General features: G+C 41.7%; 33 protein-coding genes and 2 pseudogenes. 3 read left to right on the forward strand and 32 right to left on the reverse strand.

Translation table 11 applies throughout. The features are described 5' to 3' along the window. Positions 1–9: 9 nt before the first annotated feature. The 11 genes from tssO to MKP07_RS34795 all read right to left on the reverse strand — a co-directional run bounded on the left by tssO (position 10) and on the right by MKP07_RS34795 (position 7,286). Positions 10–528 carry a type VI secretion system TssO gene (gene tssO / locus MKP07_RS34750; protein WP_240852609.1) on the reverse strand — a complete coding sequence of 173 codons (519 nt, stop codon included), beginning with the start codon at positions 526–528 and terminating at the stop codon, positions 10–12. 35 nt (positions 529–563) lie between these two features. Continuing rightward, a complete protein-coding gene (locus tag MKP07_RS34755; protein ID WP_240852610.1) occupies positions 564–1,241 on the reverse strand; it encodes a hypothetical protein in 678 nt (225 codons plus the stop codon). Further along, on the reverse strand, positions 1,238–1,738 hold the full coding sequence (locus MKP07_RS34760) for a hypothetical protein (RefSeq protein ID WP_240852611.1): 501 nt from the start codon (positions 1,736–1,738) through the stop codon (positions 1,238–1,240). Before MKP07_RS34760 ends, MKP07_RS34755 begins: the two co-directional genes overlap by 4 nt. Before the next feature lie 124 nt (positions 1,739–1,862). Then, positions 1,863–2,090: a TssN family type VI secretion system protein gene (locus MKP07_RS40540; protein WP_317236207.1), complete on the reverse strand. Its 228-nt coding sequence runs from the start codon at positions 2,088–2,090 to the stop codon at positions 1,863–1,865. Positions 2,091–2,101: 11 nt separating this feature from the next. Further along, the gene (locus MKP07_RS34765) at positions 2,102–2,659 is read right to left on the reverse strand and encodes a TssN family type VI secretion system protein (protein WP_262920144.1); all 558 of its coding nucleotides are present in this window, start codon (positions 2,657–2,659) and stop codon (positions 2,102–2,104) included. Between the two features lie 39 nt (positions 2,660–2,698). Continuing rightward, a complete protein-coding gene (locus MKP07_RS34770) occupies positions 2,699–3,241 on the reverse strand; it encodes a hypothetical protein (RefSeq protein WP_240852612.1) in 543 nt (180 codons plus the stop codon). After that, on the reverse strand, positions 3,192–3,644 hold the full coding sequence (locus MKP07_RS34775; RefSeq protein WP_240852613.1) for a hypothetical protein: 453 nt from the start codon (positions 3,642–3,644) through the stop codon (positions 3,192–3,194). Before MKP07_RS34775 ends, MKP07_RS34770 begins: the two co-directional genes overlap by 50 nt. Then, entirely contained in the window at positions 3,641–5,530 is a 1,890-nt protein-coding gene (locus tag MKP07_RS34780; RefSeq protein ID WP_240852614.1) for a hypothetical protein, read from the reverse strand. Before MKP07_RS34780 ends, MKP07_RS34775 begins: the two co-directional genes overlap by 4 nt. An 87-nt stretch (positions 5,531–5,617) precedes the next feature. After that, positions 5,618–5,974 carry a GPW/gp25 family protein gene (locus MKP07_RS34785; RefSeq protein WP_240852615.1) on the reverse strand — a complete coding sequence of 119 codons (357 nt, stop codon included), beginning with the start codon at positions 5,972–5,974 and terminating at the stop codon, positions 5,618–5,620. A 184-nt stretch (positions 5,975–6,158) separates the two neighbouring features. Next, a complete protein-coding gene (locus MKP07_RS34790) occupies positions 6,159–7,001 on the reverse strand; it encodes a J domain-containing protein (RefSeq protein WP_240852616.1) in 843 nt (280 codons plus the stop codon). A 39-nt stretch (positions 7,002–7,040) separates the two neighbouring features. Beyond that, positions 7,041–7,286 (reverse strand): hypothetical protein, encoded by a 246-nt coding sequence (locus MKP07_RS34795; RefSeq protein WP_240852617.1) that lies wholly within the window; start codon positions 7,284–7,286, stop codon positions 7,041–7,043. A gap of 315 nt (positions 7,287–7,601) precedes the next feature. Here MKP07_RS34795 and MKP07_RS34800 point away from each other — a divergent pair, with 315 nt between their 5' ends. The 3 genes from MKP07_RS34800 to MKP07_RS34810 all read left to right on the forward strand — a co-directional run bounded on the left by MKP07_RS34800 (position 7,602) and on the right by MKP07_RS34810 (position 8,889). Beyond that, positions 7,602–8,306: a hypothetical protein gene (locus MKP07_RS34800; RefSeq protein WP_240852618.1), complete on the forward strand. Its 705-nt coding sequence runs from the start codon at positions 7,602–7,604 to the stop codon at positions 8,304–8,306. Positions 8,307–8,395: 89 nt separating this feature from the next. After that, positions 8,396–8,533, forward strand: coding sequence for a hypothetical protein (locus MKP07_RS34805; RefSeq protein WP_240852619.1), 138 nt, complete (start codon positions 8,396–8,398; stop codon positions 8,531–8,533). 74 nt (positions 8,534–8,607) lie between these two features. After that, positions 8,608–8,889, forward strand: a complete 282-nt coding sequence (locus MKP07_RS34810) for a carboxypeptidase-like regulatory domain-containing protein (RefSeq protein WP_240852620.1) — start codon at positions 8,608–8,610, stop codon at positions 8,887–8,889. Between the two features lie 8 nt (positions 8,890–8,897). Here MKP07_RS34810 and MKP07_RS34815 read toward each other — a convergent pair whose 3' ends face one another. The 21 genes and pseudogenes from MKP07_RS34815 to prfB all read right to left on the reverse strand — a co-directional run bounded on the left by MKP07_RS34815 (position 8,898) and on the right by prfB (position 25,382). Beyond that, complete coding sequence (locus tag MKP07_RS34815) at positions 8,898–9,065, reverse strand: hypothetical protein (RefSeq protein ID WP_240852621.1); 168 nt, start codon at positions 9,063–9,065, stop codon at positions 8,898–8,900. A gap of 185 nt (positions 9,066–9,250) precedes the next feature. Continuing rightward, positions 9,251–9,595 (reverse strand): hypothetical protein, encoded by a 345-nt coding sequence (locus tag MKP07_RS34820; RefSeq protein ID WP_240852622.1) that lies wholly within the window; start codon positions 9,593–9,595, stop codon positions 9,251–9,253. A 6-nt stretch (positions 9,596–9,601) separates the two neighbouring features. Next, complete coding sequence (locus tag MKP07_RS41735; protein ID WP_317236208.1) at positions 9,602–10,954, reverse strand: RHS repeat domain-containing protein; 1,353 nt, start codon at positions 10,952–10,954, stop codon at positions 9,602–9,604. A gap of 107 nt (positions 10,955–11,061) precedes the next feature. Beyond that, complete coding sequence (locus tag MKP07_RS34830; protein WP_240852623.1) at positions 11,062–12,984, reverse strand: hypothetical protein; 1,923 nt, start codon at positions 12,982–12,984, stop codon at positions 11,062–11,064. A gap of 59 nt (positions 12,985–13,043) precedes the next feature. Beyond that, complete coding sequence (locus tag MKP07_RS34835; RefSeq protein WP_240852624.1) at positions 13,044–14,120, reverse strand: DUF6531 domain-containing protein; 1,077 nt, start codon at positions 14,118–14,120, stop codon at positions 13,044–13,046. 57 nt (positions 14,121–14,177) lie between these two features. After that, a complete protein-coding gene (locus MKP07_RS34840) occupies positions 14,178–14,495 on the reverse strand; it encodes a hypothetical protein (protein ID WP_240852625.1) in 318 nt (105 codons plus the stop codon). Then, positions 14,495–14,794 (reverse strand): hypothetical protein, encoded by a 300-nt coding sequence (locus MKP07_RS34845; protein WP_240852626.1) that lies wholly within the window; start codon positions 14,792–14,794, stop codon positions 14,495–14,497. The genes MKP07_RS34840 and MKP07_RS34845 overlap by 1 nt, the downstream gene beginning before the upstream one ends. 5 nt (positions 14,795–14,799) lie before the next feature. Beyond that, positions 14,800–15,546 (reverse strand): hypothetical protein, encoded by a 747-nt coding sequence (locus MKP07_RS34850; protein ID WP_240852627.1) that lies wholly within the window; start codon positions 15,544–15,546, stop codon positions 14,800–14,802. A gap of 12 nt (positions 15,547–15,558) precedes the next feature. Next, entirely contained in the window at positions 15,559–17,019 is a 1,461-nt protein-coding gene (locus MKP07_RS34855) for a type VI secretion system Vgr family protein (RefSeq protein ID WP_240852628.1), read from the reverse strand. Then, on the reverse strand, positions 17,013–17,396 hold the full coding sequence (locus tag MKP07_RS34860; protein WP_240852629.1) for a hypothetical protein: 384 nt from the start codon (positions 17,394–17,396) through the stop codon (positions 17,013–17,015). The genes MKP07_RS34855 and MKP07_RS34860 overlap by 7 nt, the downstream gene beginning before the upstream one ends. A 45-nt stretch (positions 17,397–17,441) precedes the next feature. Beyond that, positions 17,442–17,786 carry a hypothetical protein gene (locus MKP07_RS34865; RefSeq protein ID WP_240852630.1) on the reverse strand — a complete coding sequence of 115 codons (345 nt, stop codon included), beginning with the start codon at positions 17,784–17,786 and terminating at the stop codon, positions 17,442–17,444. A 171-nt stretch (positions 17,787–17,957) separates the two neighbouring features. Further along, positions 17,958–18,410, reverse strand: coding sequence for an immune inhibitor A domain-containing protein (locus tag MKP07_RS34870; protein WP_240852631.1), 453 nt, complete (start codon positions 18,408–18,410; stop codon positions 17,958–17,960). Further along, positions 18,368–18,613 (reverse strand): hypothetical protein, encoded by a 246-nt coding sequence (locus tag MKP07_RS34875; RefSeq protein WP_240852632.1) that lies wholly within the window; start codon positions 18,611–18,613, stop codon positions 18,368–18,370. Before MKP07_RS34875 ends, MKP07_RS34870 begins: the two co-directional genes overlap by 43 nt. 90 nt (positions 18,614–18,703) lie before the next feature. Continuing rightward, on the reverse strand, positions 18,704–19,093 hold the full coding sequence (tssD, locus tag MKP07_RS34880) for a type VI secretion system tube protein TssD (protein WP_240852633.1): 390 nt from the start codon (positions 19,091–19,093) through the stop codon (positions 18,704–18,706). A 160-nt stretch (positions 19,094–19,253) separates the two neighbouring features. Next, entirely contained in the window at positions 19,254–19,643 is a 390-nt protein-coding gene (gene tssD / locus MKP07_RS34885; protein ID WP_240852634.1) for a type VI secretion system tube protein TssD, read from the reverse strand. Positions 19,644–19,832: 189 nt separating this feature from the next. Then, a pseudogene (locus MKP07_RS34890) lies at positions 19,833–21,223 on the reverse strand (DUF5458 family protein). Between the two features lie 28 nt (positions 21,224–21,251). Further along, positions 21,252–21,707, reverse strand: coding sequence for a type VI secretion system contractile sheath small subunit (locus MKP07_RS34900; RefSeq protein WP_240852637.1), 456 nt, complete (start codon positions 21,705–21,707; stop codon positions 21,252–21,254). 272 nt (positions 21,708–21,979) lie between these two features. After that, on the reverse strand, positions 21,980–22,501 hold the full coding sequence (gene pyrR, locus MKP07_RS34905) for a bifunctional pyr operon transcriptional regulator/uracil phosphoribosyltransferase PyrR (RefSeq protein ID WP_240852638.1): 522 nt from the start codon (positions 22,499–22,501) through the stop codon (positions 21,980–21,982). A 94-nt stretch (positions 22,502–22,595) separates the two neighbouring features. Next, positions 22,596–23,906 carry an L-glutamate gamma-semialdehyde dehydrogenase gene (gene pruA / locus MKP07_RS34910; protein WP_240852639.1) on the reverse strand — a complete coding sequence of 437 codons (1,311 nt, stop codon included), beginning with the start codon at positions 23,904–23,906 and terminating at the stop codon, positions 22,596–22,598. Next, on the reverse strand, positions 23,903–24,226 hold the full coding sequence (locus tag MKP07_RS34915) for a hypothetical protein (protein WP_240852640.1): 324 nt from the start codon (positions 24,224–24,226) through the stop codon (positions 23,903–23,905). The genes pruA and MKP07_RS34915 overlap by 4 nt, the downstream gene beginning before the upstream one ends. 61 nt (positions 24,227–24,287) lie before the next feature. Continuing rightward, positions 24,288–25,382: pseudogene (prfB, locus tag MKP07_RS34920) on the reverse strand (peptide chain release factor 2). Between the last annotated feature and the right edge of the window lie 109 nt (positions 25,383–25,491).

Raw genomic sequence — 25,491 nt, forward strand, 5'->3', positions numbered from 1 at the left:
AAAACAGGCTTAATAGCTGCCTGCGGGGTTTAACAGGTTATTCAGATTTTGCCTGCAGGTGATCAATTCTTTCTGCGCATTTTCATACTCCATTTTAACTTTCTGAAAATCCTCTGGCATGGTACCCAATTTCGCCACCTGGCTCATGGACTCCTGGTAACGCTGAAACACATCGATAACACTGGCATTTAAACGGCTGTACATGCTGCTGTCTTTATACTGCAATGCAGTAAGCTCTCTTATCTTTTCCAGTGCCTGAGAATTGACATATGCTTCATTAACGCCTGGCTTCCTTAATGAATCAATTAGAGCACGGGCTTCATTCATACTATTGGTGAAACGTTCCTGTGCAGCTTCTCTTACTTTAAATTTGGCCAGCTGCTCCCGCATCATCCTGTTCTCTTTTGTGGGCACCAACGTATCAAAGTACACCGCTAACAATATGATTCCAACAGAAATAATAAAGAAGAATAAAAATTTCCAGAAGGCCTGTCTTCTTTCCTTTGCATTAATAACGATCTGCGCCATTGTTGCTTAATTTTATATTTTATTGATTATCAGTTTTAGTCAGCCAGGAAAAATCCTCTCCTTCTTGATTGTATATCTTCCTCGGGTACAATCAACTGCTCTTTAACAAAAATGCCGGTCTCTTTTTTTTTGCCTATATAATCCAGCGCCGCCAACGCATCAAACAAACCCAATACAAGCCCGCAGAAATTGGAGCATTTTAAAATACCCGTGTGGATATTCAAATGATCGTACCGATAATTGCAGACCTCTGCAATTTCATCCTCCAACTCACCTTGTTTTACATTACACCATTCGGTGAAATAGTTAATCATCTCCTCTTTGAAAGTACCCGTGTAAATATCAATCGCATTTTTAATATTTCTTGCCAGGCCCGATACCATAGCAATTAGCTGAATAGGCGGCGCATACCGAACAGTTTGCCGATAGGCACCATAAACATTAGAGATATAGGATAGCACCTGCTCACACAACTTTCTTACAGGTTCAATTATATCATTGGATTGATTTTTCTGTAGTATCTTTTGTATGATCTGCAAGGCGTTTAGTTCCAACTTGCCCAGAAATTGTTCAGTTTGTGCATGATGCTGTAACAAAAATTCATGACTATTAACATTAGTGCAAGCCGGTATATAGTTATCTATCAACAAGACTGTCTGGTCTCTTACTTCCAGCTTACCTACAGGTAATTGAAAGTCTCCCAGGGTATTCACACTAGTCTCTTCTTCCTCCAGCAACAAAACAGAATACGAGGGGCGCAAAAAGGCAGGCGAACCGGCTGCTCTTCCGGGTTAGCGGCACCTGTTGGTTCAGGATGATAGGGATCGACCGACAATACGATATAGAAAGATTTACTTTTATCTTTCAGTAAGGTAAACGGAATGCTCAGCCCCGGGATCTTTGCGGAAAGCGGGTTTGCCAGGTCTACCTCATCTGAATTAAAGTCTATAATATAACCGCCTCTTGTAATAGCCAGGCAAGACATGATACGGATGTTAACATGGTTGGCGTTATCAATGCTCAACCAAATCCTGGATGATGGTGTATTACCTTTAAAGGGCAGGATTCCATAATTATGATCATTTAAAAAAGAGGTATTGCCCATTGCCTGCTGATAGGTGCCCGCATTGCGTTCTGCTATAAAATGCGTTTTATTGATCTTCATCCCATTGATCCAATTCACTGGTTGATATTCACCTTGTCGCTTCATTCTTTTATTTTTTATTTAAAACGATGATGTAAAACTTGTTAACGCTTTGTTGATCAGGATACGCGTATACACATAATAATATCGTTCTCTTTTATATGATTAATAAATATAGTACGTTCAGAATCTATATACTTTGTAAACAATGTATACCACTTTGGCTTTTTAAAAATATCCAGCCTGAAGGCATGCCAGTTTCGTTGGAGTAAGATATGGTAGCATGAGGATGCCTTTCATTGTAATCATTAATAAAATAGTAGAATAACTCTCCAAAGTCCATATCTGACGGGGCTTTAGCCCGAAAATTGGTATAATGCTTATCGTTCTCCTTCTTTAAAAACTCAAAACTGATCACCAAAAGATTTTTTAACTTTTTTCATCGGGTTCGGCAGTAGCAGCCTGTATTGGATAATGCCACTGCTTTAATATCTTAAAAGGAATAGCAATGGCGCGTTTGTAAGTATAGTAAACAAACAGGGGAATAAGGAAACTTACTGCGGCACCCAGCATAGCAATATCCATTTCATCCCTACTAAAATAACGATAGACCATCATGAAACATAAACCTCCGGCAGCAGCTATAACTATTGTAAAAATCACCTCGGCCCAAAAGGTTTTTTCGTTGATCCATTTCTGGTATTTGAAGAGGGTAAATACGTGTAGTATGCCCAGCGCAATAAATATCAACTGAAAGAAGATAAAATACTGAGTATAACTTTGAAACATACGCAGGGCAATCAGCAGCCCGGTTATAGCAAAAGCCAATGCATATAAAAGCAGGTAAAGCAAACATGGCTTTATAAAAGGTTTTACGCTTCCCCGTATGCGGGAAATAATAATTCCTGCAACTACCGAAAGGCTGACAAAACCAATACCTAATACCGACAATATGCCCCGCATTGATTGGGAAAACCAACTATCCATTTGTAAAGCACTATTATTGATAAAAAAATGTCTATCATATTACATAACAGATGAATACCCTAATATTATTTCGTCTTCTTCAGCAAAACTCATTCCTGGGATGCTGTTGTTTATTTCTATATCAATTTCTATATCCGCTTCTACCGGCGCGAAAAAATTATTAAAAGTCCGGATCAATATTTCCTTTCGGCCTTCTTCAATATACTCAGTTACACGACTATTTTTCAGAGGTCCTATTTTATAAGACAGGTTTGGATACTCTTCCATAAAATCATTGCCACAAATCATGTAATCGCCCAGGGGCTGGCTACCCAAACCCATGTCCCAATCACCCTCAGCTATCGTGGCCACGGGTTGCTTCTGCATTATTACCACAGCTTCTTTTAGCAGCACCCTGAGACAGGATTGCATCAACGATATATTTCCATTGATTATATTGGCGTAGGGAAAGAGCAGTAAAAAAGAAGCTACTTCATGTACTGTAAGGCTGGCAGGCAATCCCCAAAACTTCAAAAAATAGAGGCTAAGGGTTTTATTCCGCAGCGTATCCAGCAGGTTTAATTCTTCGCGCTCCAATTCCATCTGCTGGTGAAAAATTCGTTCTCAAAAGGCTGGAAGAATTTACGAGCTTCCTTTTCTTTTGTTGTATTTTTTTATACCGCGTTATCATTTCTGATACGCCCGAACGTTGCCGGAATTCAGTGGTTTCAGGTTGATGAAACAAAGCTTCGGGTAGCATATCATAAAAACCGGAACGGGAAAGCGCTACTTCGAGGTACTGGCGAAACCATTGATCCTCGGCTACAGCGGCTGCATAAATATCTTTGGTAAACTCGCGATAAAAGAAACCGTTATTACTTACAACAAAACTTTCATCGAGTAACCCGTTTTCGCGCAGGTGATTCAACAGCACTTCTGCCCGAACATCGGTCCCCCGTTTTTCCAAGGCGTCCAACAACCCATATAATTCTTCTTCTTTTATCATACAGCAATACTATTGTTGATAATTGATTTTACAAATACCCGGAAGGGTATAAACGCCATAGATCGTTCGTCTAATTGCAGGGCAATATCTTTCTCCCAGTTGATTAACTCACCATTATCTTTGGCCTCATCGTAGCTTTTCCTATCGATTGTGATGGTTACATCTATTGTTTTTTTAAACCCGCTGGTATTTTCTGCTGATATCATAAAGCCTTTTGCTATAGATACATCGCGCACCATATTCCCTAAAGCAAGCTGACAATACAATTTAATATCCTCCTTACTCATTACGCGGTCTTTGGAGAGCAATGCATATTTATATGCTACTACGCTATCCGTTTGACTTAGTCTGTTTTTGCCGCCCAGGGTTGGTGTCAGAAGAAATGCAGAGGAAGCTTTTACCGAACTGGTTCGATAAGACTGTAGCCTTGTGCCAGCCCTTACGCCGTTGGCGGTAGCGCCGTTCGTACTCCAGTAGGATATATACAGAAACCTGGAATCTGATTGTTTATTATTCCGAACCATTAGATAGGGGGTAAACGAAGTAGCATTACCGCTCGTGCCCGCACCTACAAGCTGTTCGATTTTTGTAATGGACTGTTGCAGGTTTTTAACTTCCTGCGCTACGAGGTCTTTACCTATGTTTGAAAAGGCCGCGCTCTCATCCCGTAATAATTGCACCAGGTTTTCTATCACCATCTGCGCATCCCGCTCATCAAATCTGCCGGCACCGCCGTTTCGCATTACAATGCTCAATCCCGACTTTTCTATTTCTTCCTGCTCTCTTACATGAAGCTTTCGCCCGCTATCATCGGTAATGGCATCTATGTCAAAAAACTGGTTCTCTTCAGAAAGAAGCGGTATTACATTCATCATTTCCTGCAGCCGATAAGACATCTCATGCAGTCTTCTGTTTACAACCGGAAAAGCATTGGCAAAAACACTTACTTCTTCCAGCATGGCGCCAGTTATGTTCTCAGGAAAAATAATTTTGATCCATCTTAATTTTTCATTATTCAGGCTATTGACCGCCGGACCAAAAACCTCCTTTAACTGATCTGGTGTTTTTGATTCGCGATTCATCATTCCTCCCGGCGAGTCGGTTACAGATATAAAATAATGTTCATACTGCTGCTTTACCAGCTTCATAAATTTATCGGATACACTGGCCTGCTGGTTAATGATTTGTTGCGCATACCAATCAGCATTGGTGTCAGGCAACCGATTATACCCTTTCCTTGTGCTAGCCGGTGTATCGTCTATTGTCCATCGGGTATTTTTTAGCTGATTATAGAAAATATCTTTGTGAATCTCGCTGCGGTATTGAAAATAAAACTGGGTATTTTTCAGGCTTACACGAGGATTATCTAACGCTACCCAAAGTGTAGCATTGGGCAAAAATTGTTGTTCATTACCCACAGCCATCAGTTCCCTGGTAATGCTATCTGAGGTATAACGAAAAAACTTATTACCGGCGGCCATGTATTTTACTGAACAGGCATTGATAAAGAAAGCATCAACAGGCGTAAAATATACATCAATATTGGCATTAGCTTCCTGTCCCATGGCAAGCGGCTGCGTTATGAAGAACTGTTCCCGCGGCGAAAGTACCGCTGTGTCATCCAGGCTATTAGCATTTAATATCGCCGATGCCTGATGAGGGCCCGTTAATACATCTGGAGCCAATAGCTGCATGATGCGATCCATCACCCTGGTGCGTGAATGGTGGATCTCATTGGATAGGCGTTCCAACTCAGCTGCGTTAACCGACATTAGCAGGTTTACCAACGGATCGAAGCTGGAAGTATCCTCGGTCTCGGGGTACCCCCATATCCTCGCTGCATGATGTAACATCCTGTTTCTTATGTGCTCCCTGCTTTCACTCATGTTTATTCTAGTTATAGGCCAGGGGACTTACAAAAAAGCTATCCCTGTATACAATGTTTTCGTTAGTGGCTACCATTACACCCGTTATCAAAAATCAAGCTTGCGTTTCATACGCGGATCAGTAGTTCTGTCGGGTATTTCCTCCTGCATCACATTCATTTCTACCTTTACCTTTTCTATACGGGTTTCGTATATAGCAATGGTTGAGGCTATAGACCTTAGTATATGTTCTTTTTGTTTGTTGCGATAAGATACATTATCGAAATCTTCATCCCACAGGCTGCTACCATACTGAACATCGCTTAACAACTCCCCGAAAGAAGTAGTAAGTATGAGGTGCAGATGATGCGCAATAGATTCCTTTTGGCTGCACTTCGGCAGTATCTTTTTGGCGGTAATGCTACCCAGGTCGAGTGGTAGCTTATAATAGTTTTGAAAATTCATATCCCGGCATTTTCAATAAATGTATAAGTTGCGATTAGCCAGGTTCAAAAGATATTTTCTTGATAGGTAAACGCGAAACAATAAAATCTCGTATAACAAATATGCTTATTTTATAAGTTTTCCAAACGCTTTAAGTTAATTTTTACCAAACGTTAATAATCAACCCACTACAGGTCTATTACAATTATTGTGCTACAATTTCAACATCCGCGGTTTTTATCCATCCTTCTATTCTATAGGAGCTGTTAACAGCACTTTGAAAGATGGCATAATAGTAATTCCCGGCTTTTTTATGGCACTGTGCTTTATTGCCTTTTGACAAAAATTTATCGTTAAGAACGGACGCTCCCGGCTGCTCGAAAAAATAGGTTTTAGGAGCTACAACTTTAATCCAAAGGTCTAAAGCCAATTCCCGGGTGGCCTGCTGTGCTGGCAAAGGCTCCAGCTCCTGTTTTTTGGGTAAGGGTAATGGCACTATGGCTGCCTGCTCAACGACCGGCACCGCTGATGATGCACTTTTGAAGAAATCCTTATTAGCGACGGCGATCCATACAAGCAGGGCAAAAGCTAATATCCCGCCAAGTATAAAATGCCAGCTGGCGTTCATTTGCTTCGATTTTAACCCGGCCTCAATAGCCGTTACATTACGTGTAGCCTTTATATATGCCTGTTTTGCCGATATATAAACAGGAGCCAGCTTTTGTATAGCAGCATCAACGGATACAGGCGGGTCCTCATCCGGTACAATACTATCATCCCGGGCATCTTTATTTGCGGTGGTTGCCTGTTGAGAAGCCAGCCTCGTTTCATCGTATACCACATCATAATCGGCGCGCACCTCAGGGGTCATTAGCACTTCAAAAGCCTCATTGATCTTCTTAGACCATTCTTCAAAATAGGAATCACCTATATTTTTATCGGGATGAAATTTCAACAGTAATTTTCGGTAGGCAGTACGAATCTGGTCGGGTGTTGCGGACCTCGGTACACCCAGGATTTCATAATAATTTTTTAATGTTCCGCCCATATCAAAAATCTTTCAATTGTATCACCCGTTGATTTTCTACTACCACTTGTGTAGGGCTTCCGGATTGGTCCTGCTCTTTGTAGTACCAATTCTCATCACCTCTTTTTTATCAACCTTTTCTATACGTTGCGGATGTCCCCATGCCATGGTTAAAAAGGTTACAGGCATACCTATACTTACCACACCATTTTTGATGTGGTCTGCATAAGGTTCTTCAAATTGCTGATCAATCAGCTGAAAAATCTCTTTCTCGATATGATTAAAGTCTTTGCTTGCTTCAGACAATCGCTGCCGGGCAGGCGCCAGGTCCCTCTCAGCTAACTGGCGGGCCCTTTTTCATTTTTATCCTTCCGATAGATGTATAACATATACGTCAGCACCAAAAGCAATGCAACAACCTGTAAAATGATCATGAAGCGCATTATTAAATTACGTAATACTTCACAGCAAATTCATAGCCAAAGTAATATTTTTCTTAAATAATGATAATACTTTTCAGAATTAAATAATTGTTAGCCTCAATTATTATATTTACACGATCCTATTCACTAATTCGTTGACCTACAATCCTGATGAAAGCATGAGATACCTCTTTTTAAGTTGTATTTTTTATTATCTATTTCTGCTAAAGTTATTGCACAAACAGATACGGCATCCAGGCATCAGTTCTACGCCGGTTTGCAGAGTGGATTCCTGTTTAAAAACAATAGCCTCAATAAGAATCCGCTTTATCATTTAAGCAACGGCATGTACGCCGAAATAATAGCGGGTTGGCGTTACCGACAGTTTGGCTGGGAACTGGCTTTGGGTAACTTAACGATCAAGAGAGATCCTTCAAAGTTCACTTCTTATACAGCATCTGCAAACGATGTGCTCAATGCGCAGGCTAACAATACCATGTATAAAAATGCCACGGACTCCGGACAAATCGGCAATGCTGTTTTCAGATTTCCACAAGGATCTCAGCAGCAGCATGAAAACTTCAAAGGCTGGTATTTACTTACCGGCCCCTCATACTGGTTCAACAATCAAAAATGGCAGTTTCAATTGAACCTGAAAGGAGGTGTTATCTCCAGGCAATTCGGCTATTACATGGTGAATGGCAAAGGCATTTCGCCAGACAGCATTACAATAAGCTATAATGCTGCCACCTCGTCAGTGAAAGTACCACCTACACTTGGCAAAGCAACGGTGACACCCAACGGAGCTTTTGTGAGATATGGGATGAGCCAGGATCTTTGGAAAGCTTTGCAGGCCCGAAAGTCTGCAACTGTATTAGCGAAAAATCAGGGTTACAATTTATAGGGAGGGCCGGCGTACAGGCAGCATATTTTATTACCCCGAAAATTTCGGTCAATGCAGCAGCGGAATATTGGTTCATACCTTCTCCGCGTATGACCGGAATGGATACACTGGGAGGTGTAGTCAATGCAACGCTTAGAACCAATAGCCGGCCCACCACTCCTGCCAAAACGAGCTACCGATTATCTTTACAACAAAACTACAATGATGAAGCCAGTCTTGGTTTTTAAGTGCCAGCCTCGGCGTCAGGTTCTGGCTCGGAGCATCGAAAACCACAAAATCCAAGCCCATTGCCGAGTCAATTTTGAGTATAGCCCCTAAGCACTTATCTATATCAGTTACTGATGCCGATAACCAACCGGTCAAGGAAGTAACGATAAAAATTTATAAGGAAGGAGAAAGCGATTATACCGAAACAATCACCCATGAAAACGGGCAAGCCTCCCTGTTAGAAAATCTATCTCCCGGCAATTATACTATAAGCGGAACAAAAGGCAAATCAACTACCAACAAGGTTCAATTAACGACTGAGCATTTTAAGTCTGCAGATAAAGTAATAGGTATAAAGCTGACATTACAACCATGAAGTTTAGTTTACTCATCAAACTTTTTACGTTGTGATTGAATGCCGATATCCAGCAACCCAATGATTAGTTCCTGAAATTCGGGCTGAATATCTAGATCCCATTCATAACTATAGCCGTCTTCATCGTTGTGTTCCTCCTCCGCCCATACATCCCTGCCACTACATTCTACATGCAATTTAAGATGATCAAGCGTTATGGCTTTTATACTTTCAAAGCGCTTTTGAGGTATGGATGACTCTTTTATTTGTACATAATTACAAGACTTATTAAAGCTTATAATCAGCCAGTTCTTATTATCGATATTGGTATCGCCTTCGCGAATATATTCGAAACGAATGGTGAGGTATTTCTTTTCAATTTTTATCTGAACCGAATTAAAATGGTTTGTTGAGATTTGCCATTGCTCTTCATTATATTTTTTATAAAACCGGCAATAAGAGACGCCGCCTTGTTTTTAGAAAGATCTACTTCAAAACCTGTATCAACCTTTTGAACTTTCGCGTCAAAAGTCATGCTTTTATTATCGATACGTAAATTCGAAAAGGGCACCAAAGAGGCGTCAACCAAAGGCGTTTCATTTAACATAAAGCGCCCGCCTTTTAGGGTTCTGAAATTCTCTCCGTTTATTATATCTATACGTGTCCACAGTTTACCGGGATCTAACAAAAAGGCAACTGTACTTGCAACAGATTTTACTATTTCCATATCTTTTTAGTGTCTATGTTTGTCTAAAGCATCGAACGACTCTTTAGATCTCTTTCCATATTGTTTTGTTCCCTGGTATTTATCCAGTACTGCTTTGGTATCAATGCGGGCAGCTTCAAAATCGGCTCTCATAATAGTTATGGGATCGCCACCTTTACGGGGAATTGTTACACTTTTTGCCTCCCCGTCAATTAAAGGCTGAAACATGTTATGCCGGCATTCCGCGCAAACCTGAACTTCTTTCACCACTCCCTCGGGAAACTGCCCTTTAACATCAGATATCACTACATCCTGCCCCCTCAATTGTCCTTTTTCCGCCAGTTCATTTAAATTACGTATTTCAGAATGGACTTTGTTCTTGGATGGCAATGAGCTCGAGTTTTTGCCTGCGGTTACCTTGGAAGTGGCTCCTTTCATGCCACCGGGCATAAGACCATAATAATCCAGCCACCCTGCCGGGTTATTTACATAACCATATAAATTCTTCCCGCCTTCCAATCTTATCGGATCCTGACTCACATAAGAACCACTTTCGCTATCATAATAGCGAAACCGGTTATAAGCCAGCCCCGTCTCCTCATCCATATACTGTCCCTGATAAAGATAAGGGATAAAATTACTTTGCCCGGTTTGTTTGCGTGTACTGCCGTAGATATCAATATCTCTTTCCCAAACTTTCTCACCATTAACGCTGTATGCATGTGTTGGTGTGCCCATGTAATCTGTAATAATACTATATGCTTCAGACCCTATGATTTTGGCAGCCGGTACAAAGCTGTATTCTTCAAATACCCAGGTAACCAGGTCATTTAAAGGCTCTGGCTCTTCTTTCAGGCCATCTTCACCAATCGACTTTTGCGGTGGATACCGGCCTTCATAATTCCATTCGTGCAAAGGAACATTTCCATCCCATACAAATCGTGTAACCCTGTTTTGTACACTTTCTGAAGAGCTTCCGTCTATCCTTTGTTGCTTAACTATTTTAGCCGTTCTTCTCCCCAAAGGATCATAGCAAAACTCAATCTCCCGTCCACCAGGGTTGATCACTTTTTGTAAAGTACCATTACTGTTCCATTCGTATTCCCACCCTGTAGCTGTTCTTTGCAGTATGATCCCTTTTTCTTTTGCTATATCGGTTTTATCTATAGCGCTAAGATTTTCATTTCGTTTAAATTCTTTAAATATCAGGTTACCTTCAGCATCATAGTAATAACAATATTTATCATCTTCCTCCAAACGTCCGCCTTTCGTATACTTCCTGTCGGTTTTACTCCTTGTTTTATACAGGTTCCCTATTTTATCGGGAACACGATAAAGCGTTTCAACACCTGTTTTTTCTTCATATACAGCGCTGATCAAATTATCAAAAGCATCATACTCAAAGTCAATTTTAGCCTGTGTTAATTCATTTACTATTTTATTAAGCTTGTCACCCCGTCCCCAATCGTACCGGGTTCGGCATTGCTCTATATTTTTGCTCCGATGGTGCGACGGACAACACGCCCCAGCCTGTCGTGTTCAGTTGACACACTTACACCGCCGCTTAATTGCCGATGCAACTCCAGGCCGGTATTATCACGTTGGAATGAAGCCTGCCATATGCTGTTATTTTGGGTAGCAGACTGCCCACCTGCACCCAACACTCCCGTAAGCCGGGCTATTCTCTCCTCCACTTCTTTCAGTTTTGCATCAAAAGCAGCAGACGAACTTAGAGATTGTGGCTCTACACCATTTCCTCCGTCAATTTGGGTAAGCATTCCCCATTCGTTATACACCATTTTTATATTAGCGCCTAAACTGCTTCCGGTACTTAAACAATTACCGTCTTTATCATACATTTTTGTTACTGTATAGCCATCCTGTATTTCTTTTATTACCTGGCCCGCCTTATTACGTTCTAGTTTAATATGGCTGGTTTCATTAACAGCTTCTGCCAGTTGACCGTCTGCATTATATTTATAGGCAACCATGCTCCCGTCAGAATGCTCTTCTTTTACTATATTCCCAACACTATCATAATCATAGGAAGTCCACTTATCTGCGGGTCTCAGCACTTTAATGACCCTTCCGTTTCCATCACGTTGATATCGACGGTTCAATCCGTCAAACCCCCACTCACTAACCACATTACCTACCGCATCAAGACCAAATTTATACATCTCTCCGCCTTCATTAACAATACTTCGCAGTTGCAACTCTGTGTCATAATTAAATTTAACGGTATGGTTATTTTGTCTCCTGCCACGCAATATACCCATGGGCCCGTATTCAAATTGTACAGCATTATTGTAATCTCTTACTTCCAGTAAGTTACCAGCCTTGTCATATTCAAATTGGTGCACATTACCATCCGGATCTTTTAAGCGGGTTAGTAGCCCCAGGTCATTATACTCATAGGTAGTCACATTACCCCGCACGTCTTTCTGAAAAACCAGATTTCCCAACTCATCATAATTGAACACCTGTTCAAGACCATTAGGATACCGGAAACGAGTCAGGTTATTTTGTTTGTCATAAAAAAGTTCGAAACGACGTTCTTTATCGTCGGTTATATATTTAAGTTGTTTTCCTTCGTAGGTGTAGTAGACGGTATTGCCCCGCATGCCGGTACGGCTTATCAAACGGCTCTGCTCATCATACTCCCAACTAATGGAACGGTTACCGGGGCTACTGACAAAACTTATATTCTGACGCTCATCATAGATATAGTTGCAGGCTTCGTCATTTTCGTTGATGATACGGCTAATTTGTCCATAACTGTTATACTGGTATTGCTCCGTTCCTCCTTCCGGATTAACTATCACTTCGAGGTCCTGATAGCTATTGTAAATCTGGCGGGTGATACCTCCGTTCGCATCAACAATTTTATAAATCAGTTTCTTGTTGTCATAATAATATTCAGTTTGATGACCAAGGCTATCCCTGGTAATGGTTTGTCCACTGCCATCTTCATGTTGTTTATATTCGGTCCAGTATTCCAAAATACCGCCATCGCCCCAGGTATGAATACATCTTGCGCCATCTCCTTTACCCTCATACTCCCAATAAAAGCTATGATCACTCTGATTGGTTAGCTTCACTAATAAATGGCCATCATATTCAAAGCTTTTAACGGCACCCAACGCATCTTCATTACCAACCATATTACCTTTAGCATCGTATGTATACTGTATAAAATTAATTCGCCTGTTGTTGGCAATAGTATACACTCTCAATATACGTCCTAAATCATCGCACTGTACTCTGATAAGCCGACCCGCGCTATCTATGATAGATGAAAGGCTGCCTTTTGCATCGTATTCAAAGTGTATACTAAAGGCTTGCGGATCTGTGATTGACTCAAGCATGGCAAATCCTTCCCGGTTCTTCTTGTCACCAAACCGATACATCAATTTGCCGCTGTCTGTTGCAAAATACCCTTTATCATCCCTTTCAAAAAACAGCTGCTCTATTCTATGGTAAAATATCTCGCCTTTCTGAAGATAAGGCAGGGCTGTTCCCTTCCGTCTTTCAGGCGTATGGCAAAACCATTACCCACATCGTATAAACCCATATTGTAGCTGTGATGCCAGTTATACCCCAACGAGGTTTCCACTTCAGCATCGCTGTAGTAAGTACGCGCCCACACAAACGGGATAGGACCTGGTAAATCAAAGTCGATATTGGTATGTATCACCCGCCCTGTTGCTGCATCTACCGGTTCTCCAAAAGATTTACATTTGACCGACTGCAATATATTAGCGAGCTTCTCATTCTTCTTGGATATCTTGTTGATGATATCCTGGAATTTATCGCCCAGTTTTTTCCAGGCCTTGCTTAGCCCCTTAATACCCAACGACAACATTAACTGGAAAAGGTCGATCGTAGGAGGTCCTCCAACCAATACCGGTCCGCCGCTGCTGATGATGGCCAGCAACATGGAAGTAGGCATCATCAGATCGAGTACAGGGCGTGGCGTTTTGTTCATTCTGGGCAGACTGGGAAAGCCTACCAGGTTACAAGAAAGCGCCGGATGAAATTGGGTGGAGAAAGGTCCTCCATCAGCCAGCACTGTGCTGCTGCCCATCCACATTTCGGAAGACGAAGTAGGAACTGCCATCGGCAATAAATGCAGGAACATCGCCGGCAGGTGCATTACGGGTGTACCCGCATTATTGATCCAACGGGAGTGTACTTTAACCGACGGCTTTAATGCATTAACAATCGCTGATGCTACACCAGCAACACTAAAACCTTCCCCTTCCGCAGGTGGTGGTGGTAATGCGGAGGCAATAGCATTCATTACCGCGCCAAAAATATCGAATACCAGACCCACATGCGGAACTGGAAAAACCGGGCAGGGTGGCGCAATTGTTTGCTCGAAGTCGATGCCCATAGCCAGGTCAAAATACTTACCTGCAGGCATTCCCGGCATAGCCGGAAATATACTGGCCAGGCCGGCCTGGAGTTCATCGAGCTTGCCTTTTGCTTCGCCAAACAGTTCACCAAAGCCTTTACTGGGTGCGGATCCTGCTGCTACTGCCATTATAGAATGCTTTTAAATAGTTTAGTATCAAAATATAGATAGCCTCCGTTATCATTCTTAAAAAGAAACGGGTGGCATGTATTTACTACGTGGCTTTACTGTGCTCTTCTCCAGCTCAGTGCCGCCAATTAATTCTCTCCAGTCTTCTCCAATCCACACATCCAGTTGTTCTTCAAGCGCTTTTAATTCGTCTTTCGGCTTGAGTTTTTCGCCGAGAAATACTGCGAGGTAGGCGGCATGCAGGAAGGTGCTTTGCCTGATCATTTCCTTGCTTAACTGGCTTCCGGCCACCATGGCCATCAACGTATTTTCGAAAGCCGGTTTTAAACGTCCTCTCAAATAATACAAATGACCCGAAATGCGATACCCTTCCATTACAAAAACACATCGCCATATTGCAGCGCCTTCGCTGCCATATCCTCATAAATTTTTATAGCTGCCTCCCATTTTCTTTTTGCTGCCTGTAATGCCCCTTTCAGCATCATACAGGCTTTCCAGGAGTGATAGCCACTGGTCTCACCTTTCTCCATTTCAACTTCCGCCTTCTTAATAGCTTCGTCTGCATACCTTTCGCTTGGGTCATGATCTTTGATATTATAATGTGCCTGAGACGCCACCAATAAAGTAGATACCCATGTGGAAGTATTACCCGTTTCTTTCGCAATGGATAGCATTTTACCTACCTCCCTGCCAGTAAGCGCCGGATCTTTTTGACGATGGTATCCATTACCGTTCTTATTTGTTTGGTCAATCTTGCTTCGGGGCTCACTGTATCACTGCTGCCACCACCCTTATCCATTTCATTGTTGATAGCGGCAAGCATATCCAGCTGTGGCTGGAGCTCTACCACTTTATCTGTATTACCTATAAAAATTTTCCTGCCGGCTGCATGATCGATCGTTACTAATCTGATTTGAGGAGGAATACCTTTTTTAATTTTCTGTGCCAGCCAGTCCCCGATGATCAGCTGCCTTGGCTGAGCCGGTGGAAAGTACAGGCAGAAATTATTTTTATCAAACCCACGTAAATGGTCTTTTAAGCGCAGCATCTCTTTCAGCAATCCATCAAAGCCGCTTGTAGCATCAATTTGCGGTACAAATAAAGGATTCAATATCCCGTCCTTCTTTAACGCCAGCATCAGGTCCTGTGACGGATCCGGTACCGGCTGAAACCAGCTCTCGTACTCTTTCCAGAGCGCTTCTTCAAATAAAGTGGGGTCTCCCTTATAGGGTGTATTGAACCTAAAAAATATATCATCAAAAACGCCAATGGGCAATCGTTCTGTTTCAATAAATTTATCAATGATATCGAGGTCCTGGTAGTTAGCGATCCAAACTGCAAGACTCCATGTTTTTAGCCGATCTACCCTGGCCCACTCTTCGCGTATCTTATAAAACTCTTGCGCTACCGATGTTTTACTGCTCATGGTGAGGTTGTTTTAGGAGTTGATTTTTACGATAGCTCCGGTTACACTTACATCTCCGCCGGCCCCCATATCGATCTTTCCTCCGTTGATACTGGTTGTAGCAGAACCTACTGCTTCCAGCTTTTTAGAGAAGAGCCCCATTTCGTTAGAACCCACTACAGTAGTGGCTTTGGAAGAAACGGTAGCGGTTGTTTTTCCTGAAGCCAGGAAATCTATATCCGCAACCATCGCCATATTTTTAGTGGCACTTGATACAATATCTTCTTTGGCAATGGTATAGATATTTTTACCGTTAACGGTTATGGTACCATCCTTTTTCATATTCAATGTACTATCTCCGCAGGAAAGTGTAATGCTCTCGTTACTCTTCATCGTTACATTGCCCGCACCATCCATTAAAACGCTGTTCCCATCTTTATCCTCCACAAAAACGCTTCCTGCATTATCATCTAACAATACCTTATTACCGCTACGACTTTGCAGCGCTTTTACATCATTACCTGCATTACCGAAACTGTTATTGGCCTTGCCGTGATATACAGCGCCTATTACATAAGGCTTGGTAGCACTATCGCCTTCAAAACCGATGATCACTTCTTCTCCTACTTCAGGTATAAAGAACATGCCCTTTCCACCGCCTGCATGTGGTGTGGTAACTCTTATCCAGGGTGTTTTTTCCGCCCCGTTCATCCAGTGAAATTTTACCCGTATACGGCCCAAACCATTGAAGTCATTATTGTCCGTAACAATGGCACTCTGCGTTTCACAATTAGGCTCTTTAGATGATGCAACGGGCGGCACTTTTATGGTACCTGGCACAGCTGTAAACTGATTATCGTAATTACCCATTGCATCTACATAATGCGTGGCAGCAATGACCAGGTATTCGCCATAGCCTTCGGTTTGTTCGCTGAAGACATTATTTCCTGACACCTCTACCAAACCGCCAATCTTCACGCCGGGATGACCGCTCTTACCATTAAACATGATCATGCGACTGCCTTGAATAGCGCTTTTCATATTGGTAATATCATCCTGTTGTTTTTTATTGGTCAGGAACTGGTTATTCCATAATACAGGCTGTGCGGTGTATATCGATTGCCCCAGCTGCATTACCTGCTTGCCAAGGGGATTTAAACCTGCCTTATCTTCCACACCTGACGGCTGACTGGTATAAACCTGGCTATTCAGGTAATCCCAACCCATCATTTGTGTTTTTACCGGGCGCGCGCTCAGCGACATATTGAAACTGCTGATATGACTGCCATAGGTTAATGTGATGGCTTGACCTGACTGCGGTTGTCCAATAACCAAAGCCTGGCCATCCCAAAATAACCATTCACCAAAGGTGCTGGTTAAGCGTTGCAAAAACTCCCAGGCGGTTTCTTTATATTGAACGGTATAAGCCAGTGTTTCACCATACAAGGGCTGCACTTTGGGACTTAACAGGTTTTGAGGAAAGGGCTTCAGCACATCGTTAGCGATATTCTTAATCGCTTTTTCTCCCAGCTTTGACAGTGCGGACCGCTCTCCATCATAATGGTGGGCGAATAGCCACTGATAATAACATTTCCATGATGACCGGTAAAACGCGATGTTTCCACACTTGTCACCACGCCTTTAAACAATAGGCTACCATCAAATCCTTCTGCCAGAATACGTGCACCAAATGTGCCTCCTATCATATCTTTTGAAGAAGTAAAGATGCCCGATTTGCCATCAATAGCTTCTGCGGGGCATACTAAAGAAAACTGGTGGTGATCAAAAATACTTTGGGAGAGTGAGAAAGAGGTATAAACAGGAATAGCGTTACCGTTAATGCTGAAAGTAGCACTGGTTAATTGAGCCATAAATAAAGGTTTTGTCGTTTATGGAGTAAATATGTTTAGTTCGAACTATGAGTACCTATAACTTTTCTTTTTCTTTTGAAATCTGAACGTAATGACACAGGCAACAGCTTTATTCCCGGTAAAGAAAAAAGTATTATCGTCACTTTTCGGATGCCATCCGCTTTTTACCGATTCTGCATTGCTGCCAGGTTCCTGAAATTTTACCGTAACCGGATATAAGGAATCGGCAGGTGATATGCTACCCAGGTCTTTCAGTGTCCCATTAATATCTTTAAATATTTCAAATGATATTTGATGATCTTGCAGGTAACCGGCCAACTTTTGTAAAACGGCTGTTTCTTCCTTTTCAGTTTTCGACTTTACCAGTTCATCCCAATATTGATCGAGCATGGCCTTTTTATTTAAATCACAGGAAAACAAGAGTAATGCTGCCGCAAAAAAGCGAGCTGTGCTGTAACTGTTCTGATTATGTTTTGAATATTATTGAACATGATGCTGTTAAAAAATGCCCCATTTTACTTTAATACATCACTTATCTCCGCGAGGTAAACAGGCGCCTTGTTATTTTATGGCGTGCTTTTGCAACTTCTTATCTATCCAGCTTCGAAATTCAGACAAGTGCCTCCCTTTCACTACCTCTCCGTTATTCATGATGGAGTTTTTATCAGCATACCAGGCGCTTTGCTTTTCATACTCATCGGGCAATCCCAGCATATGTCCAAACTCATGCACTGCTCCACGTTGCCCCAAGCCAAAATTTTTGGGTGTTACTATCAGGTCCTGGGTATCCAGCTGGCTATTGCCTGAAAAAGTGTTCACATAGCTTCTGGCAAACTTCTGTGCTTTCATCACCGATAATTCCCAATGGTCGTGGAGCCATATGCCTTCGATCTGTGTTTTAAATTTCAGATCTAAAACAACATTCAGTCCGCCGCTTAAAATTTTAATAATCTTATAGTTCCAGGCCGATTTTACGTTCTGTTCCCATTGCGTAATGAAATTCCTTTTCTCCAAATCTGTCCACTTTCCATTTTTATCCTGAAAAAGAATTGTAAGTTCATAAAACAAACCAACAGGTAGCGTCGTACCGGCTTCCCTTTAGCAATAAGATACAGATCATAGGCGTCATTTACTTCCAGGTTACCTGCCGTAATATCCGTTTCATAATCAATGCATACCTCATCAGATGAAAGAGTAAAAGGCGTACGATACGGCATAAAGTTTTATTTTCAATAGATTCATATCAGAGGAGACTGGACTCCATCTGCAACTTTCAACCTCTTATAGTAACAGAAAGTATACCAGTTTTACACCGGCCAGTTTTTCTTAAAGCTGGAATCATTCAACTTCACTTCCTTGGCGCTTAATCTCAACGTTATCTGCATGGGATACTCCCCGTTATGTGTATACTCTTCGGTATAGTCAATACAGTGAGCATCAACAAATTTTATCGTTTTCAGCTGGCTCATGGTATCTCTTCTATAAAAAGTGATCGCACCACTTTTTGTTTGGGTTGGACTGATCATCCAATCAAAAAGATCCGTCTTCCCATTGCTTTCAATAGTAACATCGATCACACCGCCTTTAGGAATAGACGTAGGCCGGCTGGTTGCATCTGTTTCCTGGGAGAAATGGTATCGACAGTGGAGGACATTAATTTCTTCGCCATCTAATGTAAGTTTTGAAATAAATGACATAAGGTTGCTTTTAAGGTATCAATTTTAATTGATAGCGCGTTTCATAAGTACGGATAGCAAATAACTATAAATAACCCAGCACCTTATCAAAGGCGCCGGGTTATCAATGTTTAATATAAAACATTTTTCAATGCTTAATAACTCATGTTGTTTCAGAATACTAAACTGCCCACTGGTTTAGATGCGAAGCGTTGCCCATGCTAATTTCCTTTGCACTGATAGTAAACGTTTCAGTGATAGGATTTTCGCCGGTAGCGTTAAAGTTTTCGCGATAAGAAACCAGGTAACCTTCTTTAAAAGAAAGCTCCTTCATCGTTGCATCTGAATCTCTTTTTGTAAAGGTGATTTTACCATCTTTTCTTTCGAAGTTGTTACACATCCATTCGAAGAATTTGGTGTCACCGGTTGATTCAACGGTAAGTGTGATCTGGCCACCGCGGGTAATCGAAGACGGCCGGCCCGTGGCATCTGTTTCCTGCTTGAGGGCATAGCTAAGATCCAGGATGTTGTTCTTAGCCCCTGCCACATCAATCTGTGCTTTAAATGACATAATTGTACATTTTTGATGTTAAAAAATAAGTATAAAAACTATAAATAAAAAATACGTGGTTGTTAATACTTATCTATGTAACACATTAAATACCGAACTTTAAAATAATTCGTCATAGATTAAGTATACGATTAAACGTTTCGGGTGTTTGAATTATTGCAGGAGAACTATTAATAAAATATTAATTACCTATTTATCCTGTTCGTAGCTAGACATCCATTCTACTCCATCTGCATCGTCGCCTTTCTGACCATCCAATTTGATCAAAAATGTTTTTGCCGGAAAATAAGGCTTCAGGTGAATATCGAGGAATATCCTGTCCTTTTGAAGTGGATCCTGTTCGAATCTTTTGATCGTGAAATTCTCAATCAACTTACTCGGGCCTGTTATACTATCTAAGAAACGAACAATTTGCCCGTTCAATTCTTTTCTTGTATTGGCATTGAAATTTTCAAAGGCGCGTCTGTTCAGGAAGTCCATCATTACCTTGGCAACGTAGTCAAATACACGTACTACAGAATAAGTCTGCAAACCGATATTATCTCCATTAAATAAGGTCTTCGCCGAGAAGGCCATTACTTTGCCATATTCTTTAGCCATAGGCACCAAACCTAACTTTTCGAGACCTGCTATTTCACTTTTCTTCAGATCAAACTTAACACCATCTACTTCGTTCATGCTACCATGTTTCTTACCGGCGGTAACCTGCGACATTAATGTGTAATAGATTTTTCCGCCAAGTGATGAAGAAGGTGGAACAAACAGGTGATCATCTTCCCCTACCTCATCTTCTTTACCACGCCCTACCAGCCAGTTACAAGCCATTACTACATTCGAACGGTAAGGGTCGCCCCCTGTTAAATTAGCGGCCTCAAATAGTTCCATTACATCATCGGGTGTGTCCAGATTTTCAAAATCAGTCACCAACATCACCTTATTATCATAAGCTATTTTAGCCCATTTTTCTACCACTTTATTGGAACCCAGATAACCAGGTAAAATCAAAATACCATAGTTATTGCGCAAATCCAACCTGTCGTAGTTATTCACAAGCTCTGCCTGTACATGATCAATAAACCTTGTGTTATCCAGGTCTTTCAGCTGATCGGGCTCGGCATTCATAAACGATACATTCTTTACTTTCTGGCTTTCTGTATTCTTAAAGAATAATGCAACCGAACGATAAGAACGCTCCAGCTCTCCGGTACGCTCCAATGCTTTTCTGACATTTGATTTTAATGTCCTGTCGGCTGTTTCGGCTAATTGGTTGCAATTGTCAACCATTTGCCCCAAGTCATCAGTAGACTCCAATATATCTACCCACCAGCTCAACATCTTTTTTAATTCGTCCCTTTCTTTCTTCTTACTGGCTTCTTCCAGAAATATTTTTTCCTGGCTTTGCGCTCAGGATTTAAATTTTGTACATTATCGATAGCGGACTCCAGGAGGTCATATCCACCCAGCTTTGCAAGCGGTTGCAGATGAGAATCCAGGCTGCCTAACTCAACGGAGGAAGGTTGTTTATACTCCTTTTGCAGATTTTGGTCTTCCGGGGAAAGTTGATTTTGAGCTGTTGACATATGATGACTATAGGTTTAATTGATTGTATTATTTAGACTTACCATCCAGTTCCTGTATCAGTACTTTTAAGGCCGAAACCAGGTTTTCTTTAGTTGCACTGTCAGATAAAGCTTGCTTTAGTAACTTATTGGTTTTAAGCTGCTTTACAATTTTCTGGTACTGAGTACGCTTCATATCCAACTCGCTCAGATACTGACTTTGGCGTGTAATACCTTTGGGACCGAAATCTTCGAGTCCTTTAAAGCTCAGTTCTTCTCTTCTGCTGGCGCCCTCTTCTGTTTCAAACTCCATATCAACAGAGGGGTTAAAATGATTGAACACAGCACTAAGATCCGTAAGTCCATGAACGATCTCAGGCCTCACAGGAGGTAGATCCGTTAATTTTTCGGCTAATAATACACGATTCTGCGGTATGTCGGCAAAAGCTTCAAACGCATCGTTTTTTACTTCGGTACCGCCTATTCCATAAGGTTCCAGTGGCATAGTTGATTTTTTAATAGATTGTGATAACGAATGTATATGTCATGTCCGCTTTTTCAAGGTTCCGCAATGGATGGGAACAGTTGTTTAAAAAGGGACTTTGTAAAAGTAACCCCTTTATTTTTTTCTCATAATAGCTAAATATAGTGATGCCCAAGGTTGAAAAAAATTTGATAATAAATAAAATAGCCTAAGAAAGAAACGTGGCTATTAACTCATTTCCTTCTTAGGCCAACAAAACCCATGCCTATAATGTCTTTTTTCAGATTTTTTTATCATTCTATATAAACCTGATCTGCATCACTATTTTCCTCCCAGCGCACCAATACCTTTTGATTTTCAAAACTATCTATTGCACTTCCGATATAGTCAGCCTGAATGGGTACTTCCCTGCTGAACCGGCGATCAATTAATACGCAGAGTTCTACTTTAGCCGGGCGGCCAAAGTCCAGCAATGCATCCAAAGCAGCACGAATGGTTCTACCTGTATATAATACGTCATCAATAAGGATTACCGTTTTATTTTCAATACTAAAAGGAATATCTGTTGCATTGGCTTTGTGCAAGGTATTACGTACATCGTCGCGATAAAAAGTAATATCGAGCTTCCCGTAATCAATGGTGGTTTTACCTACGAGCTGTTTTACCTGCTGGTACATCCTGTCCGACAAATAAACACCCCTGGGTTGAAGGCCGATCATTACCACTTTTGAAAGATCTCCATGATTTTCAATTACCTGCTGTGCCAGCCTTTTTATAGTAATGGCTATATGTTCTTTATTTAAAATAGATTTCACGCTATTGTCTTTAGTGCTAAAAACCGAAAGTCGGAAAGTTTAAGCTTTAAAAAAACTTTTTCTTTCCGACTTTCAAACATTAAAAATATCTCAGCTAATCCTCTGCTAAAAACGGATATTTATAGTCCGTTGGAGGATTAAATGTTTCTTTAATAGTGCGGGCGCTTAACCAGCGATACAGGTTCAAAATAAAGCCGGCTTTATCATTAGTACCGGATGCCCGGCCGCCGCCGAATGGTTGTTGTCCTACCACGGCGCCTGTTGGCTTATCATTAATGTAAAAATTACCTGCAGCATTTTCTAGTTTCCTGGTAGCCAGTTCTATTGCACCACGATCGGTGGAAATAATAGCGCCCGTTAATGCATAAGGGGAGGTGCTATTTACCAGATCCAGAGTTTTTTCAAATGCGTTGGCAGGATATACATATAAAGTGAGCACGGGACCAAATATCTCCTCGCACATAGTAAGGTATTGCGGGTTGGTAGTTTCAATAACCGTTGGCTGAATAAAGTACCCTTCTTTTTTATCATAATTACCACCGGCAAGAATAGACGCGTCTTTATCCTTCTTCGCCTTTTCAATATAACTCTTGATCTTATCAAAGCTGCGCTCATCAATCACGGCATTAATAAAATTGCTGAAGTCTTCCACTGTGCCCATTTTAAAAGAGTTGATACCTTCTACCAGCTTTTTCTTAACTTCTTTAGCAATATTAGATGGTATATAAGCACGGGAAGCTGCCGAGCATTTTTGTCCCTGAAATTCAAAGGCGCCCCGTAAAAGAGCCGTGGCCACTACCGCAGGATCGGCACTCTTATGCGCTACTACAAAATCCTTTCCACCTGTTTCACCTACAATACGCGGATAGCTTTTGTATTTGCCAATGTTTTTACCAATGGTTTCCCACATGGTGTTAAATACACCTGTTGAACCCGTAAAATGCACCCCGGCAAAGTCGCGGTGACTGAAGCAAACTTCGCCCAGATCCGGGCCATCTACATAAATTAAATTAATAACACCATCGGGCAATCCGGCTTCTTTTAAAATCCGCATGAACATCTGTGCCGAGTAAACCTGTGTATTGGCCGGCTTCCATACCACCACGTTGCCGCACATGGCGGCGGAGGCAGGCAGGTTACCACCAATGGCGGTAAAGTTAAATGGCGTTACCGCTAATACAAAACCTTCCAGCGGGCGGTATTCCAAACGGTTATGCATACCAGGACTGCTGATAGGTTGCTGTTTATAAATCTCGCTTAAGAAATGTACATTAAAGCGTAGAAAATCGATGATCTCACAGGCACTGTCGATCTCTGCCTGATAAGCGTTCTTGCTTTGTCCCAGCATAGTGGTACCATTCATATGAAAACGATACTTGGTCGCTATCAGATCGGCAGCCTTCAAAAAATACCGGCACGGCTTTCCCAGCTTAATGCAGCCCACTTTTCTTTGGCAGCAAGCGCAGCGTCAATAGCTTGCTGCACATGCTTTTTATCACCCATTGAGAAATGTCCCAATGTATATTTTCTCTCGTGCGGAGGGTGTACGGAAACCTTGTTTTTAGTAAATACTTCTTCTCCGCCTATATACATAGGAATATCCAGGGTTTCTGCTTTAAGCGCTGCTAATGTAGCTTTTAACTGCTCCCTTTCTTTACTGCCGGGCGCATAGTTTAACACCGGCTCATTTACCGGTAACGGGTATGAAAATGTTCCTATACTCATGATAAAATTTATTAGTATAAAACTATTGAAAATAACGGTATGCTAAATTGCAAAGCGCTTGTTACGATGCTTCTCCATCTTTATCAGCCATCAGGTAAGCTTTGATAAAGCCATCCAGTTCACCATCCATAACCGGTTGCACATTCCCTACTTCATAATCGGTACGATGATCTTTGATCATTTTGTAAGGATGGAAAACATAGCTTCGTATCTGGCTGCCCCACTCTATCTTTTTCTTATTGGCATTGGTAGCATTCTTTAATTCCTCACGCTTGCGCAACTCTTCTTCATACAACCGGCTTTTAAGCATTTGCATGGCTTTTTCACGGTTGCCCATTTGGGTGCGCTCGGTTTGACAAACCACTACAATACCAGTAGGTATATGCGTTAAAAACACCTTGGTTTCTACCTTGTTTACGTTCTGACCTCCCGCACCGCCACTTCGGGCAGTTTCCATCTTCACTTCGCTATCCTTAATTTCGATCTCAATTGTATCGTCTATTAACGGGTACACGAATACAGATACAAAAGAAGTGTGCCGGCGCGCGTTACTGTCAAACGGGGAAATACGTACCAGTCGGTGAACGCCGCTTTCAGCTTTTAAAAAGCCATAAGCAAAAGCCCCATCAAACTGAAGCGTGGCGGTTTTAATACCCGCACCATCACCCCATTGCCAATCGAGCTCCGTAACCTTCCACCCCTGCTTTTCGCCATACATGCGATACATACGAGCGATCATCTCCGCCCAGTCCTGGCTTTCAGTACCGCCGGCACCGGAGTTGATCTGGAGTACAGCCGGTAATTCGTCTTCCGGTTCATTTAATGTACTCTTAAACTCAGTTTCGTCTAATGTTTGAAGGGCCTGGTCATAGGCCTCCTGTGTTTCCGCTTCCGTAGCATCTCCTTCCTTCCAGAAATCAAAAAGTATAGCAAAATCTTCCACTGCTGTTTCAGCCTGGTTAAAAAGATTTACCCAATACTCATTTACCTTTAGGGTTTTGAGAATTTCGGTTGCCCGTTTGTTATCATCCCAGAAACCGGGACTTAACGAAAGTTGTTTGTCTTGTTGAATTTTTGCGTACGGTTCGCGACGTCAAAGAAACCTCCTTACCCCGAGAACGCGGGACCGCATATCTTGTAATTTTTCCTGTGTCATGACTGCAAATATAGAGCGAATACTATTACATTGATTGAATGACGTTATATTTGCGCTCATTAATCGTGCCCTAAAACCATATTATATATTTATAATATGTAAATTTGTG

Source organism: Paraniabella hibiscisoli (assembly GCF_022512515.1).
Classification (GTDB): Bacteria; Bacteroidota; Bacteroidia; order Chitinophagales; family Chitinophagaceae; genus Niabella; species Niabella hibiscisoli.

Bases quoted from the DNA above. Each gene is read 5' to 3' on its own strand.
- tssO (WP_240852609.1), bottom strand. From the start codon at position 528: ATGGCGCAGATCGTTATTAATGCAAAGGAAAGAAGACAGGCCTTCTGG.
- MKP07_RS34760 (WP_240852611.1), bottom strand. From the start codon at position 1,738: ATGAAGCGACAAGGTGAATATCAACCAGTGAATTGGATCAATGGGATG.
- MKP07_RS34765 (WP_262920144.1), bottom strand. From the start codon at position 2,659: ATGGATAGTTGGTTTTCCCAATCAATGCGGGGCATATTGTCGGTATTA.
- MKP07_RS34770 (WP_240852612.1), bottom strand. From the start codon at position 3,241: ATGGAATTGGAGCGCGAAGAATTAAACCTGCTGGATACGCTGCGGAAT.
- MKP07_RS34775 (WP_240852613.1), bottom strand. From the start codon at position 3,644: ATGATAAAAGAAGAAGAATTATATGGGTTGTTGGACGCCTTGGAAAAA.
- MKP07_RS34780 (WP_240852614.1), bottom strand. From the start codon at position 5,530: ATGAGTGAAAGCAGGGAGCACATAAGAAACAGGATGTTACATCATGCA.
- MKP07_RS34785 (WP_240852615.1), bottom strand. From the start codon at position 5,974: ATGAATTTTCAAAACTATTATAAGCTACCACTCGACCTGGGTAGCATT.
- MKP07_RS34790 (WP_240852616.1), bottom strand. From the start codon at position 7,001: ATGGGCGGAACATTAAAAAATTATTATGAAATCCTGGGTGTACCGAGG.
- MKP07_RS34805 (WP_240852619.1), top strand. From the start codon at position 8,396: ATGACCGGAATGGATACACTGGGAGGTGTAGTCAATGCAACGCTTAGA.
- MKP07_RS34820 (WP_240852622.1), bottom strand. From the start codon at position 9,595: ATGGAAATAGTAAAATCTGTTGCAAGTACAGTTGCCTTTTTGTTAGAT.
- MKP07_RS34830 (WP_240852623.1), bottom strand. From the start codon at position 12,984: ATGTATCGGTTTGGTGACAAGAAGAACCGGGAAGGATTTGCCATGCTT.
- MKP07_RS34835 (WP_240852624.1), bottom strand. From the start codon at position 14,120: ATGGCAGTAGCAGCAGGATCCGCACCCAGTAAAGGCTTTGGTGAACTG.
- MKP07_RS34840 (WP_240852625.1), bottom strand. From the start codon at position 14,495: ATGGAAGGGTATCGCATTTCGGGTCATTTGTATTATTTGAGAGGACGT.
- MKP07_RS34845 (WP_240852626.1), bottom strand. From the start codon at position 14,794: ATGCTATCCATTGCGAAAGAAACGGGTAATACTTCCACATGGGTATCT.
- MKP07_RS34850 (WP_240852627.1), bottom strand. From the start codon at position 15,546: ATGAGCAGTAAAACATCGGTAGCGCAAGAGTTTTATAAGATACGCGAA.
- MKP07_RS34860 (WP_240852629.1), bottom strand. From the start codon at position 17,396: ATGGCTCAATTAACCAGTGCTACTTTCAGCATTAACGGTAACGCTATT.
- MKP07_RS34865 (WP_240852630.1), bottom strand. From the start codon at position 17,786: ATGCTCGATCAATATTGGGATGAACTGGTAAAGTCGAAAACTGAAAAG.
- MKP07_RS34875 (WP_240852632.1), bottom strand. From the start codon at position 18,613: ATGCCGTATCGTACGCCTTTTACTCTTTCATCTGATGAGGTATGCATT.
- tssD (WP_240852633.1), bottom strand. From the start codon at position 19,093: ATGTCATTTATTTCAAAACTTACATTAGATGGCGAAGAAATTAATGTC.
- tssD (WP_240852634.1), bottom strand. From the start codon at position 19,643: ATGTCATTTAAAGCACAGATTGATGTGGCAGGGGCTAAGAACAACATC.
- MKP07_RS34900 (WP_240852637.1), bottom strand. From the start codon at position 21,707: ATGCCACTGGAACCTTATGGAATAGGCGGTACCGAAGTAAAAAACGAT.
- MKP07_RS34915 (WP_240852640.1), bottom strand. From the start codon at position 24,226: ATGAGTATAGGAACATTTTCATACCCGTTACCGGTAAATGAGCCGGTG.